At 32.4% G+C, this 13,475-nt stretch carries 14 protein-coding genes; 10 read left to right on the top strand and 4 right to left on the bottom strand.

Going from position 1 to position 13,475, the window contains the following annotated elements:
• The first annotated feature begins 27 nt into the window (after positions 1-27).
• Both ACQVV1_RS03060 and ACQVV1_RS03055 read left to right on the top strand, forming a co-directional pair.
• Positions 28-1,176 carry a peptide ABC transporter permease gene (locus ACQVV1_RS03060; RefSeq protein WP_431168598.1) on the top strand — a complete coding sequence of 383 codons (1,149 nt, stop codon included), beginning with the start codon at positions 28-30 and terminating at the stop codon, positions 1,174-1,176.
• Positions 1,177-1,253: 77 nt separating this feature from the next.
• Complete coding sequence (locus ACQVV1_RS03055) at positions 1,254-1,703, top strand: DUF6884 domain-containing protein (RefSeq protein ID WP_242253003.1); 450 nt, start codon at positions 1,254-1,256, stop codon at positions 1,701-1,703.
• A gap of 455 nt (positions 1,704-2,158) precedes the next feature.
• Here ACQVV1_RS03055 and ACQVV1_RS03050 read toward each other — a convergent pair whose 3' ends face one another.
• The 4 genes from ACQVV1_RS03050 to ACQVV1_RS03035 all read right to left on the bottom strand — a co-directional run bounded on the left by ACQVV1_RS03050 (position 2,159) and on the right by ACQVV1_RS03035 (position 4,701).
• The gene (locus ACQVV1_RS03050; RefSeq protein WP_242253004.1) at positions 2,159-2,611 is read right to left on the bottom strand and encodes a hypothetical protein; all 453 of its coding nucleotides are present in this window, start codon (positions 2,609-2,611) and stop codon (positions 2,159-2,161) included.
• 137 nt (positions 2,612-2,748) lie between these two features.
• Positions 2,749-3,105: a hypothetical protein gene (locus tag ACQVV1_RS03045; RefSeq protein WP_000606238.1), complete on the bottom strand. Its 357-nt coding sequence runs from the start codon at positions 3,103-3,105 to the stop codon at positions 2,749-2,751.
• Between the two features lie 127 nt (positions 3,106-3,232).
• Positions 3,233-3,856 carry an acetylglutamate kinase gene (locus tag ACQVV1_RS03040; protein WP_431168597.1) on the bottom strand — a complete coding sequence of 208 codons (624 nt, stop codon included), beginning with the start codon at positions 3,854-3,856 and terminating at the stop codon, positions 3,233-3,235.
• A gap of 683 nt (positions 3,857-4,539) precedes the next feature.
• A complete protein-coding gene (locus ACQVV1_RS03035; RefSeq protein ID WP_180230807.1) occupies positions 4,540-4,701 on the bottom strand; it encodes a hypothetical protein in 162 nt (53 codons plus the stop codon).
• A gap of 230 nt (positions 4,702-4,931) precedes the next feature.
• Here ACQVV1_RS03035 and recQ point away from each other — a divergent pair, with 230 nt between their 5' ends.
• The 8 genes from recQ (at position 4,932) to ACQVV1_RS02995 (ending at position 13,333) form a co-directional block, all read left to right on the top strand.
• The gene (recQ, locus tag ACQVV1_RS03030) at positions 4,932-7,049 is read left to right on the top strand and encodes a DNA helicase RecQ (RefSeq protein ID WP_242253008.1); all 2,118 of its coding nucleotides are present in this window, start codon (positions 4,932-4,934) and stop codon (positions 7,047-7,049) included.
• A 26-nt stretch (positions 7,050-7,075) separates the two neighbouring features.
• Positions 7,076-7,459: a gamma-glutamylcyclotransferase family protein gene (locus tag ACQVV1_RS03025; RefSeq protein WP_063221458.1), complete on the top strand. Its 384-nt coding sequence runs from the start codon at positions 7,076-7,078 to the stop codon at positions 7,457-7,459.
• A 182-nt stretch (positions 7,460-7,641) separates the two neighbouring features.
• Complete coding sequence (locus tag ACQVV1_RS03020) at positions 7,642-8,385, top strand: class I SAM-dependent methyltransferase (protein ID WP_309258893.1); 744 nt, start codon at positions 7,642-7,644, stop codon at positions 8,383-8,385.
• A 418-nt stretch (positions 8,386-8,803) separates the two neighbouring features.
• Complete coding sequence (locus tag ACQVV1_RS03015) at positions 8,804-10,873, top strand: HelD family protein (protein WP_242253012.1); 2,070 nt, start codon at positions 8,804-8,806, stop codon at positions 10,871-10,873.
• 70 nt (positions 10,874-10,943) lie between these two features.
• A complete protein-coding gene (locus ACQVV1_RS03010) occupies positions 10,944-11,276 on the top strand; it encodes a DUF952 domain-containing protein (protein ID WP_242253014.1) in 333 nt (110 codons plus the stop codon).
• Between the two features lie 165 nt (positions 11,277-11,441).
• Positions 11,442-11,789, top strand: coding sequence for a PadR family transcriptional regulator (locus ACQVV1_RS03005; RefSeq protein WP_060486712.1), 348 nt, complete (start codon positions 11,442-11,444; stop codon positions 11,787-11,789).
• Positions 11,776-12,786 (top strand): HAAS signaling domain-containing protein, encoded by a 1,011-nt coding sequence (locus ACQVV1_RS03000; RefSeq protein ID WP_309258891.1) that lies wholly within the window; start codon positions 11,776-11,778, stop codon positions 12,784-12,786. The genes ACQVV1_RS03005 and ACQVV1_RS03000 overlap by 14 nt, the downstream gene beginning before the upstream one ends.
• A gap of 34 nt (positions 12,787-12,820) precedes the next feature.
• A complete protein-coding gene (locus tag ACQVV1_RS02995) occupies positions 12,821-13,333 on the top strand; it encodes a GNAT family N-acetyltransferase (RefSeq protein WP_242253016.1) in 513 nt (170 codons plus the stop codon).
• Positions 13,334-13,475 lie beyond the last annotated feature (142 nt).

The following is a 13,475-nucleotide window of genomic DNA, read 5'->3' as shown; positions in this document are numbered from 1 at the left end:
TAGAATGATATAGGGGTGTTATATATAATGAATAATATACTAAATCGAATAAAGAAAGATGTAAGTATAGAATTATTGAATACGCTATGGCCTGGTTTTAATAGGGCTGCATTTGCATTATATAATAATGAGCATGTGTATGTATTTCATCATCCATTATATTTGAAAGATGATAATGAGTACACCATTTTAAAGTGGGATGAACAATTCAAAGCTGATACATGTATCCTATTCAAAGATTATCCAACTGCCATCGTGAATATGAATAGATATAAAGATTATGCAGGTTTACTTGCGATTGTGGTGCATGAACTTTTTCATTGCTATCAATATTTGAATAAAGAAAGTAGATTTCCAAATGAGTCTTTAGGATTTCAATATCCTATATTTGAAGAAAATATAGAATTACGAAATAGAGAACGAATTTGTTTATATAATGCAGTTCATTGTAAGTCACAAGCTGAGAAAAATAATTATATTAAGAAGTTTATTGAACTAAGAGAGCAAAGAGCTAGATTTATGGGAGAAGAGTTTATAACATATGAGTATATGGTTGAAAGTATAGAAGGGCCTGCTTGGTATGTTGAAATGAATGCTTGTATTGCAGTTTGTAAAAATGTTAAAAGCGAAACATTACGAAAATATAGCGGGCTTATTTTAGATGCATATGATGCTAATTATAATATTAGAAAGAGCTGCTATAGCTCAGGAATGCTTTTATGTTTATTATTAGATAAAATCCTCCCTGAATGGAAAACGAGCTTCTTTAATAGTGATAAATTGTTATATGCTTTTTTAAAACAAAATATAAATGTGGATTTGAGTTTCAATATTGAAATGACAATAAGTAAAGAAACGAAGCAAATCCTTCATTTTGTTCAAAACGAAAGAGACAAGGATATTAAGCAATTTTATGATGAAGAAGGGTATCATTTGTATATTGTAGGAGATATAAAATTAAATTCGTTTAATCCAATGAATGTAATTTTAAACGGAAATAAAGCATTACATAAAACCTTTTTAAGTGTAAATATACATAATAAAACATATATGATAAATCAGCCTGTTTTAGCATCTTTCGAAGAAGATTTTAAAAATATGACACAAGTTCATATCATAATGAACGAAAAACCGAAAGAAACAAATAATGGTTGGAACGTTTTTAGGGTTGGATAAATAGAAGCTGTGTATGAAGAAGTAGAGGGTTCTATATTTTTATATTTAAAAAGTTAGAAATGAGGTAAGAAAAAACGATGAAAAGGTTATGCATAATTCCATGCGGAAAGAAGAAAATTTGGGATAAGTATCGTGATTACGGACCGATGGAGGCAAAAGATGTATATATTAGCCCGTTCGGAAAAGCATGTCAGGCGTACGCAACTATGTTTTTCGAGAATTGGGTTATATTATCGGCGAAGCATGGATTTTTAAGGCCAAATGATATTGTACTAGAAAACTATGATCTTGCCTTTGATTCAAAGAGCGATGAGATTATTAGTATTGAACAATTAAAACAACAGATGATTGAAAAAGACTTGCTTCAGTTTGATGAAATCGTCTTACTTGCAGGGAAGAAGCATAAAAAAGTAGTGACACAATTGTATCTAGAAGAAATCATTACGTATCCGTTAGAAGGGTGTAAAGGAATTGGGTATATGTTGCAGAGGTTAAAAGGGGCTGTGGGGGAAGGGAGAGAGTTATAGCCAACTTTTAGTGTTTATATATATTGTGTGTGAAAAAAGAAAACACGTATGAATTTAAATCCTAAATATTGGGGTTTTTTCTTTGTAGTATTTACTTTAAAGAGAATTGGAAGTACTAACAGAGAAGTATAACATTTATAACTATACTTATAAAACTAGAATATAGACTAGCAAACAAACCTTTTTCTACTCTTAACCATAGAATATGATGAATTCTATTTAGGAGGATGCATATTCATGGGGAATCATTGTAATTGTAGGCGTTCATTTTGGGACGATTTAATGTTTGGAAGATGTAGATGTAAATGCAGGGAGTGTAACGAATGTCATTGCAAAGAGAAACCGAAGTGCGATTGTGAAAAATGTCATTGTAAAGAGAAACCGAAATGTTATTGTAAACATGAAGGGTATTAATAATAAAAAGAGTACGTTAAGTACTCTTTCAATTTATAAGGTTATATTCCATCTTCAACAGATTTTTTTACAATTTTCCATTTATCTTGTTTTTTAATCTTTATAGCTACATGAGTTCCATTAGACTCCTTAAAAAAAATATATCCATTATTTGCGTTCACATATGTCAATGGTTCACCTATGCAATCTCGTGAACAAGATGTATTGATAATCTCAATTAAGGATAGTTCGCTCGGATCAGTCCTACTTGCATCTATAATGGTATCAAGGTCTGTTTTACGATAACCTTGTAAGTTTACATGGGAATTCTGTTCAATTTCTCCTGTAATACTAGTATTCATTACTTCAACTGAATTTTTCTTTTCTTGAAGAAATCCGTTTTCATAAAGTAATTTTGTATATCCAACCCATGCGATTAAAACTAGCATGATAAACATACTACATATTTTAAGTGTTCGAAGCCGTTTACTTACAATTGTTTCTGAGTATTTCATTCAGTTTAATCCTCCAATGTTTTTAATTTAAAGTATGCTTGGATACATATATTTAGAAGAGGATGAAAGGTAACTAGTTCTGGATTCAAAAAAGAAAACATCTGAAATTAGATGTTTTCTTTCTTGAGTGATTTTCACTATCTGTTCGTTACTTGTTTCATAAGTGGCCTAATTTCTTTTACAGGTGGTTTTTTATCATAGGCATCAACGTAAGAAAAGTAATAATTTAAGTTTCTGAGAAGTCCTTTTCCTATTTTAGCGCTTAAGAATGGAAATACTTGTCCAGTATAATCATCAAGAGATTTACAGTAGTATTTTTCATCTAAATATATACTGTATTTACATGTTAGTTCTACTAGTGAGTTTCCTTCATCATCAATTACTTCTTTAGAATCAATAATGTCTATTAATGCGAATTTTTCATTTAGATATACTTTCTTCTTTTTCTCGTGCTTATTTGTAAGGATAAATACAAGACCGATGGCGTTAATCAAACTATTTCCTCCTATAAAAACGGATATTAATAAAATATATCGATATAAGCTAAATGTAAAGAGCGGGGACGAAATATCATTGATAGAAAGCTCAATAAGTCGATTTGTTTTTCAAATCGGCTTATTGTTATTGAAATACTTGCGGAAATTGCTTTACGATTGCATTTGTTATCATGTCAGCCATTTCTAATGCTTCTTTTTCAATTTTATCGTACAATTTTACTCCTGCTTCATAATCTTTATTTAGAAAGGTAAGTGCTTCTGCTTTCGTAAGTGCTAAATGTTCATAAAACATTTTTCTGAATTCTTCCTTTTCTATATATGGGTTGATGCTTGTTAGAAACGCAACAATTTTATCACCGTTAGCGTACCATTTTTTTTCTATAGCGGCAGCTGCATTTTGGTCACCAGCTTTTGCGGCTTTAACAAGATCTGCTGCAATTACTAAGTGGTCTTTAATTAATGCACTATATTTTTTCACTGCATCTTCACCATAGAATGGTTCAAGAGATAGTCCCATATGTGTTGCATTTTGAAGAAGCCGTCCAACAGTAACGTTTACGTCAGGTAAATTGAAAACAATACTTATAATAGCTAATCTCGTCCAAGCAACGTGTTGTTCCCATAAAGAACGCATGTAACCTTTTAAAAAATTCTCGTTTTTACTAATTCGGTAGTTACGTACAGATACATCAAAGTTTACATAAGGATTATGATAGGGGGAGTAATATGATTGCCAATATGAATACATAAATAGTAACACTCCTTTGAACATGTATAACTCAAAGTATGATGAAAATTTATTTTTAGTTACGTGTCCTAGATTAATTTCAAAAAATGATATGGAAAAAGATGAAGAATTTTATTGTGGTATATATAAATAAATTGAATTTAAAGTAAAAGAGGCTCTGCAAGGGAAGTTGCAGAGCCTCAAAAGGGTATTGCCGAGATGTCGGACTCGACTACGTAATATTATCATAAAATTCTATTAAAAAAACCTGGTAAATGTGTCCAAATGAAAGTCAGTCTTTAATAAAGTCAAAGGGACCTGCTTCCCGCGGCAGGTCCCTTTAACTAGATAATGTCGATGAGCAAAAAATCATCTAGAGTACCTTTATAGTAACAAGTGAAATTCGTTTTGTGTATTGAGAAAAAAAGATTTACTTTATTAGATGTTAAGAACTTATATTTTACTTCCTGTTATTATCATCATTTGTTGTGAGTGGAGTATGGTTATAAAATGGAGAAAAGATTTACAATCACATCTAAAAGTGTACTGAAATATATAAAAATCAAAAAAGACCTGCACAAATAAGCAGGTCAACTTAAGGGGTTTATCCAACAGAATACCTCATATGTTAACAACTGTATTGTAGTATGTCTATAAGGTTCATATTGAGAAAATTATTATGAATGATATATTTCGCACGTGTATTAATGTTTAAAAAGTTGAGAAAGAAAATGAAAAAGCTTTCTATAAGAAAATAATGGTTGGTACTTATAATATGATTCATATTTCCACGCATCATTATTTGAGAATTGGAGTTGGTTCGGTACTGTTTTCTGTTTGATGGAACTAATATTACGGTGCTTCATATAGTAACCTCCTGAATTCATATGTATAAGATTAGTAGTATTCAAGGAGAATTAATAAAATGTGTATTCATTTTGAAATTCGTTATAGTTGCTAATCAATCTCTAAAACGTAAAGATGCATAAAATAATGAAAAAGCAGGCTGTTAGTTATGCATTCATCACTTTCATGACGCATAAGAGATGATATAATAGAAGTAGATGAAAGATAAAGAAAAGCAGGTGACTCTTTTTTGTTTACAAAAGCACAAGAACTTTTAGCGTCTTATTTCGGTTATTCTTCATTCCGAAGAGGACAAGATGAAACAATTAAAAATGTATTAGATGGGAAAGATACAGTCTGTATTATGCCTACAGGTGGTGGTAAGTCAATTTGTTATCAAATTCCCGCATTAGTATTTGAAGGAACAACGTTAGTTATATCGCCTTTAATATCACTTATGAAAGACCAAGTAGATACATTAGTACAAAATGGTATTTCGGCTACTTATATTAATAGTTCTATTTCTATTACAGAAGCGAATCAACGAATTCAATTAGCGAAACAAGGACATTATAAGTTACTTTATGTGGCGCCTGAGCGTCTTGATTCAATGGAGTTTGTTGATCAACTTATCGATATGAAAATCCCGATGATTGCAATTGATGAGGCGCACTGTATTTCGCAGTGGGGACATGATTTCCGTCCGAGTTATTTACATATACATCGTATATTAGATTATCTTCCAGAAAAGCCGCTCGTATTAGCATTAACTGCTACGGCAACACCACAAGTTCGTGATGATATTTGCAATACGCTTGGAATTAATCAAGAAAACACGATTATGACAACGTTTGAGCGCGAGAACTTATCATTTTCTGTTATTAAAGGACAAGATCGTAATGCATATTTAGCGGATTATATTCGTCAAAATCAAAAGGAATCTGGGATTATATATGCAGCTACTAGAAAAGTAGTTGATCAGTTGTATGAGGATTTAATGAAAGCGGGAGTTTCTGTATCAAAATATCATGCGGGTATGAGTGATAACGATCGAAATGAGCAGCAAGAACTCTTTTTACGTGATGAAGTAAGTGTAATGGTAGCGACATCTGCATTCGGGATGGGTATTGATAAATCGAATATTCGTTACGTTATTCATTATCAACTGCCAAAAAATATGGAAAGTTATTATCAAGAAGCAGGACGTGCTGGCCGTGACGGATTAGATAGTGCATGTATATTGCTGTATTCTTCTCAAGATGTGCAAGTACAGCGCTTTTTAATTGATCAATCGACCGGAGAATCTCGTTTTTCAAACGAACTTGAAAAATTGCAAAATATGACTGATTACTGTCATACAGAACAATGTTTACAATCATTTATTTTGCAATACTTTGGAGAAGAACCGAAAGAAGATTGTGGCCGTTGCGGTAATTGTACAGACGAACGTGAAAGTATTGATGTGACGAGAGAATCACAAATGGTTCTATCTTGTATGATTAGGACGAACCAACGATTCGGAAAACAAATGATTGCACAAGTACTAACGGGATCTAAAAATAAGAAAGTCATTGAATTTAATTTTCATACTTTACCAACGTACGGATTACTATCAAATCGTAGTGTAAAAGAAGTCAGTGAGTTTATTGAGTTTCTTATTTCAGACGAGTTAATTGCAGTTGAACATGGTACGTATCCAACATTAAAAGTAACAGGAAAAGGGAAAGAAGTGTTACTTGGTAAAGAGAATGTTTTACGCAAAGAACGTGTAGAGACAAGACAAATTGTTCAAGACCATCCTTTATTTGAAGTACTCCGTGAAGTACGTAAAGAAATTGCACAAGGAGAAGGTGTACCTCCATTCGTTATTTTCTCTGATCAAACGTTAAAAGATATGTGTGCCAAAATGCCGCAAAGTGACTCTGAACTTTTAACAGTAAAAGGGATTGGCGAACACAAACTTGTGAAGTACGGTTCTCATTTCTTGCAAGCAGTACAGCACTTTATTGAGGAAAACCCAAACTATGCTGAAACAGTTAAGACAGAAGTGGTGACAGAGCGGAAAAAGCCAGGGAAAGCTTCAGCAAATTCTCATTTAGAGACGTATGAAATGTATAAACAAGGCATTGATTTAAATGAGATTGCAAAAGAACGTAACCTATCAAGACAAACAATTGAAAATCATTTAATTCGCTGTTTTGAAGATGGAATGGAAGTAGACTGGAACAGTTTTGTTCCTGCAGAATATGAACTGCTGATTGAAACTGCAGTGCAAAATGCTGATGGTGGTCTGAAATCGATTAAGGAACAACTTCCGAATGAAGTGAGTTACTTTATGATTCGTGCTTATTTACAAATTAGAAAGTAGTGACATGTAAAGGGGATAGGGATTTTATGCATCACGTTTTTGTGTATGGCACGTTAAGAAAAGAGCAAACAAATGCTCATTATATGCAAGGTGCAACATGCATCGCAGACGAAGCATGGACGTATGGGGAATTATTTGATACAAACGAAGGGTATCCAGCCATGACTTATTCGAATGAAGAAAAGGTCTATGGTGAAGTTTATGAAGTAAATGATGAGATATTGCGTAAGTTAGATGAACTAGAAGAATATACAGGTAATGCGGAGACTGATTTATATGATCGCATTACGCAAACAGTATATGCTGCTGATAGGGAAATAGAGGCATATGTGTATATCGCTCAAGATAAAAAGATGATATTGAAAGTGATTGATTCTGGAGATTGGGTGGAGTATCAAAAAGAAAAATAAGAGTAACTAAAGAGTAGATAGTGGAATAATCCATTATCTATTTTTTATATTTACACTTTTAAAATTCTTATTATTTTGATAAATTGTAAATATAGGGAAATAAAAAGGAGGATTTTTCAGGGGTGTCAGAAATTTAGTTTCTCAACTGTAGTAGAAAAATAACGTACAGGAGGAGAATAATAATGAACGAATTAAATGTAAAAGAATTTTATAAAAAACAATTTGAATTACTAAGCCATGATATAAATAATGAAAATTGGTTACAGGAAGTTGCTGAAGAAATTCAAGAGCAAGTGGGATATCCATTTCAGACGATGTTAGAACTAGGTGCTGGAAATGGCGGGTTTGCAAGAGCGATGTCTAATTTGGGTGTAAAAATGACTACGGTTGAGCTTGTACCAGAGTTAGTTATGTTTGCTAAAAAACATTCTACTAACGACATTGTGATTCATTGTGCTGACTTTTATAAAATTAACTTTGAAGAAAAGTTTGATGTTGTTAGTTATTTAGACGGATTTGGTGTAGGAACAGATGAAGAACAATTGGTTTTATTAAAACGAATCCATAATTGGTTGAAAGATGGTGGGTGTGCACTTATTGATATTTATCAACCATTATATTGGGAAAAAGCAAATGGACAAGAAATGCCGATTTATTCTGCAATGCGAAAATATGAATACGATAGTGAAAATGCTAGGATGCTGGACCACTGGTGGGAAACGGATTCTTCAAATGATATCGTGACACAATCTTTACGTTGCTATACTATAGATGAGATTAGTAATTTATGTGCAGAGGCTCATTTCAGTATAGTTGGGATTTTCCCAGGGGGAGCATATGACTTCGAAGAGAGAAAATATAAAGAGCAAGCGTCTTTAAATGAATGTTTATCATATCGTATAAAAGTAAAAAAGAGTAAGGATTAATTCCTTACTCTTTTTTACTTTTATAGTGTGAATATTTAATTGTCGTTCTTTTTTTATTCTTATGGATCTTAGTATGATCCCAATTCGAAGAAATAATACAGTAGCAACGACGTCTTAATAGACAACTAGATAAGAAATTGGAGAGTGTGTAAGGGGAACTTAGTTAGATAGTATAAAGTTCTTTTAATCAATAGATAATAGCAGCTGTTGTATAAATCACTTTATTATATGTGTAGTTGTATGATTTAGATGTTATATATTCTTATAATGTAAAAATATCATTTGAATTTCGATATTAGAAAGGTGAAAAATAAGTTTTTTCGGAAAACTTAAATTAAAATTGTTGACTTTATAAATGGATTTTTAATACAATTATGTTTCGACTGAAAAATTAGAACGGACAGGAGGGAATCATCAAATGAACAACATTTTTAACGAAGAATTACAAAAAATGAAAGATACATTAAGTACGATGGATGAACAATTGGATCAGCTTGAAAAAATTCCAGTTTATTATGGCGATGATTTTAAAGAACAAATTCTTGAAAGTATGAGGGAGTCTAATAGACAAAACTTACGTATTGGTGTACAAGAGCCGTACTTTGGAAGATTAGATTTTCAGGAGGATGGCAAGGAAGACGTTATGCCGATTTATATCGGTAAAGTAGGTGTTTCGGATATAGACACGATGAAACCAATCATTATTGATTGGAGAGCGCCTGTCGCAAGTATGTTTTATTCATTTACCGGTGGTGAAGAATTAGCATTTTATCAATCACCAGACGGATTAGTAGAGGGTGATGTTTATTTAAAGCGAAACATCTCCATTCGAAAAAGAGAACTAGAACGTGTTGTTGATACATATGTGAAAGGAAATGAAGATGTATCGCATGCTGATGATTTTCTTCTATATCGACTAGGTGAGAATAAAGATAATAAACTAAAGGATATTGTTTCGACGATACAATCGGAGCAAAATGATATTATTCGTGCGGAAAGAAACTTACCATTACTAATTCAAGGGGTTGCAGGGAGCGGAAAAACAACGATCGCTTTACATCGCCTTGCTTTTTTAATTTATGAATATCGTGAACAGTTAGAAGCTGAAAGAATGATTGTATTCGCTCCGAATAGTTTATTTTTAGACTATATTTCGAGCGTACTTCCTGAATTAGGTGTAGGGAATATTAGTCAAACAACGTTTTCAAATTGGGCATTACGTACGTTAGATGATTCGGTGAAACTAAAGCAGACAGATGAAAAATTAAAAGAAGCCTTTTCTATTAATCGTGATGAAAGAAAGGTTATGCTTGGTAAATTGAAAGGTACACTGAAATTTAAGTCCTTTATTGAAGAGCGAATGGTTGAATTTGAAAAAGAACTAGTGCCAACAAGTGATTTTGAGGCGTGGGATAAAGCTGTTATTCCAGTGGAAGATATTAAAAAGTGGATGCAAGTGGAATATAAACATTATCCATTAAAGAAAAGAAGAGAACGTTTACTCGGCCGAATGAAACGCTGGATTGAAATTGAACTGAAAAAGTATGGAGAAACTAACGAGAAGAAATTATTAAAAAAAGAAGCGACAAAGAGATTGAACAGTTATATGAAGTTTTGGCCGAAAATGAGCCCACTTTCAATATATAGTTCAATATTGAAAAGTAAAGAAATACTCGAAGTATTACCTGAAGAACTTGTTAGAGAAACAGAAAAGAATTGTCGTAAAAAAGAAGTGTATGTAGAAGATTTACCCGCTTTAATATACATACATCACCGCATCACAGGTATTGAAATTGGACAAAAGTTTCATCACGTCGTTATCGATGAAGCGCAAGATTTCTCGCCATTCCAAGTTTATGTATTGAAAGAAATTACACTAGGTAATTCTTTTACTATATTAGGTGATTTATCTCAAGCGATTTATGATTATCAAGGGATTGAAGATTGGAGTGCTTTTAAGGAAGTCTTCCAAGAAACAGGTTATTATGAACTGACGAGAAGTTATCGCTCTACAAAAGAAATTATAGAATTTGCGAACGAAATAATTAAAAATGCAGAGATTCCTGTAGGGCTTGCAACGCCAGTTTTCCGTAGTGGAGAAGAAGTAAAAGTAATTCATACTGAAGATCAGTTTACTGAAATTGTGAAGACATTAAAACAGCTTCAAAATGCAGATGTGAAAACAATTGCGGTAATCGGAAGAACAGACGATGAATGCCGCGATATGTATGAGAAATTAACAAATGAAGGATTGTCTGTAAACGTTATTGAAGCAGATCAAAGTAAATATAAAGGTGGTATTTCGGTAGTACCTGTATACTTAGCCAAAGGGTTAGAATTTGATGCCGTTCTACTCATTGATGTTGATGAAGAACATTATAAAAATACGAAACACGATGCGAAGTTATTATATGTCGGATGTACAAGGTCGCTTCATGATTTATGGATTTTCCATAGCGGGGAAGCATCTCCGTTAATTAAGAAATAAAAATTCAAGAGGTTTTTCTAGTAATGAATAGGAAAGCCTCTTAGTTGATAAATATATAGGGGACATGATAATGATTACAAAAGTAATAACAAAAAGAAATTGGGAAATCGCAAAAACAACTGGAGAAATTTATGAAAAATCACTAATTGAAGAGGGATTTATCCATTGTTCATATTTAGAACAAGCTTTAAACGTTGCACAAAAACATTTCATGCATGAAGAAGATGTTTTATTACTGACAATTGATCGATCCTTAGTGAAAGCAGAAATAAAATATGAACTTGCTTCTAACGGCCAAGAGTATCCGCATGTTTACGGAGCAATTAATATTGATGCAATTATTGATGTTGTTCCATTTTCTAAAGAAAAATGGGAATTTATATTACCAGAGGTACAAAGATAAGAATGTTATATATAAGTTAGTGAGAAAAGCACAAATCATATAGTTTGTGCTTTTTATTATCCGTTTTTTGGTAAAAAATTGTTGTTTTTGTCACAATTATACTGTACGATACATAGTATAAAACATATACTGTATGACATATAGTAATAAAAATGAGGTGAATACATGGATGCTTTATTAAATTCATTAATTACTGAACTAAGAAGAGGCACATTAACATTAGCGGTTTTAAGCCAATTAAGAACGCCGCAGTATGGATATTCACTTGTCCAATTATTGGAGCAATCAGGGATTACAATTGATCAAAGTACTTTATATCCACTACTTCGCCGATTAGAAAAGCAGGAGCTAGTGACGAGTAGTTGGGATAAAACGGAGAGTAGACCTCGTAAGTATTACGTTTTAAGTGAATACGGATTAGAGATATTTTTGCAGTTAAAAAAGGAATGGATAAAGGATTCGAAAGAACTTTATAACTTATTAAAGGAGGAGGACAAGAATGAACTTGATTGATATTTATGTCGAGGAAGTAGCGAAGAGATTACCTGAAAAAAATCGTGAAGATATTATTCTTGAACTACGATCAACAATAGAGGATATGTTACCTGATGATTATAATGAAGAAGATGAAAAAAGAGTTCTTGAAAAATTAGGAAGTCCGGTTTCGTTGGCTAATGGGTACTTGGATAGACCGATGCATTTAATTGGACCACGTTATTTTGATGTATATATGACATTATTAAAAATGATCATTCCAATTGCAGCCGTTATCGCACTCATTGCAATGGTTGCAGAAAATTTTATAAGTTATACTGGTGATCAAGCGGTATTAAATATTGTTTTACAATTGATAGGTAAAGGTGTAGGAGAAATACTTGAAGTGGCTCTCCATGTATTTTTCTGGTTAACACTTGTATTTGCTATTTTAGAAAGAACGGATAAAGACAAAAATACGCAACCATTGACGACAAGTTTAAAAAAGTGGACGCCAGATGATTTGAAAAATATTTCGTATATTCCGAAGAAAAAAGCAATCTCTAAGTTTGAAGTTTTTGGAGGTTTAATGTGGACGGCAATTTGGGCTACACTTTACTTTTATGCGAATCACCTCGTTGGTGTATACAGTGGTACGGAAAAAGGATTGAAGTTTGTTGCGCCGACGTTTAATCAAGATGTGTTACTTCAATATTGGCTAATCGTTGTGATTATGATTGTTTTTGAAATAGCTATATCTCTTTATAAGTTAGTACAGGGACAATGGACGAAAAGATTGGCAATCGGAAATACTGTTCTCCAAATAGCGGGAACAATAGTATTCATTGTAATTGTAGTAAATCCGCACTTGTTTAACGAAGGATTTATTACGTTTGTGGCAAATGTGTTTACTATTTCTCCAGAGGAATTTAAAGGGTGGTTAATTGGTGGAGGTATTCTCATTTATATAGTATCTGCTGCATTAAACATTTATGATGGCTTCCGAAAAGCTAGTGTTCGTGTAACGAATAGGTAGTTAAAAAGATAACGTATATGAAAGGAAGAAAACAATGATAAGGGAAGCAATGGAAACAGATGTAACATATATTTTAGATATTTATAATGATGCGATACTAAATACAACAGCTGTATATGCATATAAACCTGTAACCCTTAAAAATAGAATAGATTGGTATGAACAAAAAAAGGCTGATGGCTATCCGGTTTTTGTATACGAACAAGATAATAAAGTAGTAGGATTTGCGACATTTGGTCCGTTTAGAGCTTGGCCTGCTTATAAATATTCAGTTGAACATTCTATATACGTTAAAAAGGGATATAGAAAATGTGGGATAGGAAATTCTTTAATGAAAGAATTAATTACAATTGCAAAAGAAAGGGAATATATGACTTTAGTTGCTGGAATTGATGCAGATAATGAGAAAAGTATTGCCTTACATGAAAAATATGGATTTGCTCATGCGGGGACAATCAAAAAGGCTGGTTATAAGTTTAATAAGTGGCTAGATTTAGCTTTTTATCAATTGGAGCTTAGTGGTCCTAAAAATCCTTTAGAAGAATAGAGGTTTTTCGTAAAAATTTATCTTTTAGGTAGCAAGGAGTAATTCATGCTACCTTTTTCTTATTGTAATAGCCGATTTAATCTGCTAAAAAGGATTTTTAAATTCTATATTGAATTATTAGAAGGTGATAAAACGATATGAA

This window comes from Bacillus basilensis (genome assembly GCF_050630465.1).
GTDB lineage: Bacteria > Bacillota > Bacilli > Bacillales > Bacillaceae_G > Bacillus_A > Bacillus_A basilensis.
This window is presented reverse-complemented; position numbering and strand designations above follow the sequence as displayed.

Coding starts and splice junctions, on each gene's coding strand:
- ACQVV1_RS03050 (WP_242253004.1), bottom strand. CDS start 2,611: ATGAAATACTCAGAAACAATTGTAAGTAAACGGCTTCGAACACTTAAA.
- ACQVV1_RS03025 (WP_063221458.1), top strand. CDS start 7,076: ATGCATCACGTTTTTGTGTATGGCACGTTAAGAAAAGAGCAAACAAAT.
- ACQVV1_RS03000 (WP_309258891.1), top strand. CDS start 11,776: ATGAACTTGATTGATATTTATGTCGAGGAAGTAGCGAAGAGATTACCT.
- ACQVV1_RS03040 (WP_431168597.1), bottom strand. CDS start 3,856: ATGTATTCATATTGGCAATCATATTACTCCCCCTATCATAATCCTTAT.
- ACQVV1_RS03005 (WP_060486712.1), top strand. CDS start 11,442: ATGGATGCTTTATTAAATTCATTAATTACTGAACTAAGAAGAGGCACA.
- ACQVV1_RS02995 (WP_242253016.1), top strand. CDS start 12,821: ATGATAAGGGAAGCAATGGAAACAGATGTAACATATATTTTAGATATT.
- ACQVV1_RS03010 (WP_242253014.1), top strand. CDS start 10,944: ATGATTACAAAAGTAATAACAAAAAGAAATTGGGAAATCGCAAAAACA.
- ACQVV1_RS03060 (WP_431168598.1), top strand. CDS start 28: ATGAATAATATACTAAATCGAATAAAGAAAGATGTAAGTATAGAATTA.
- ACQVV1_RS03015 (WP_242253012.1), top strand. CDS start 8,804: ATGAACAACATTTTTAACGAAGAATTACAAAAAATGAAAGATACATTA.
- ACQVV1_RS03020 (WP_309258893.1), top strand. CDS start 7,642: ATGAACGAATTAAATGTAAAAGAATTTTATAAAAAACAATTTGAATTA.
- ACQVV1_RS03035 (WP_180230807.1), bottom strand. CDS start 4,701: ATGAAGCACCGTAATATTAGTTCCATCAAACAGAAAACAGTACCGAAC.
- ACQVV1_RS03055 (WP_242253003.1), top strand. CDS start 1,254: ATGAAAAGGTTATGCATAATTCCATGCGGAAAGAAGAAAATTTGGGAT.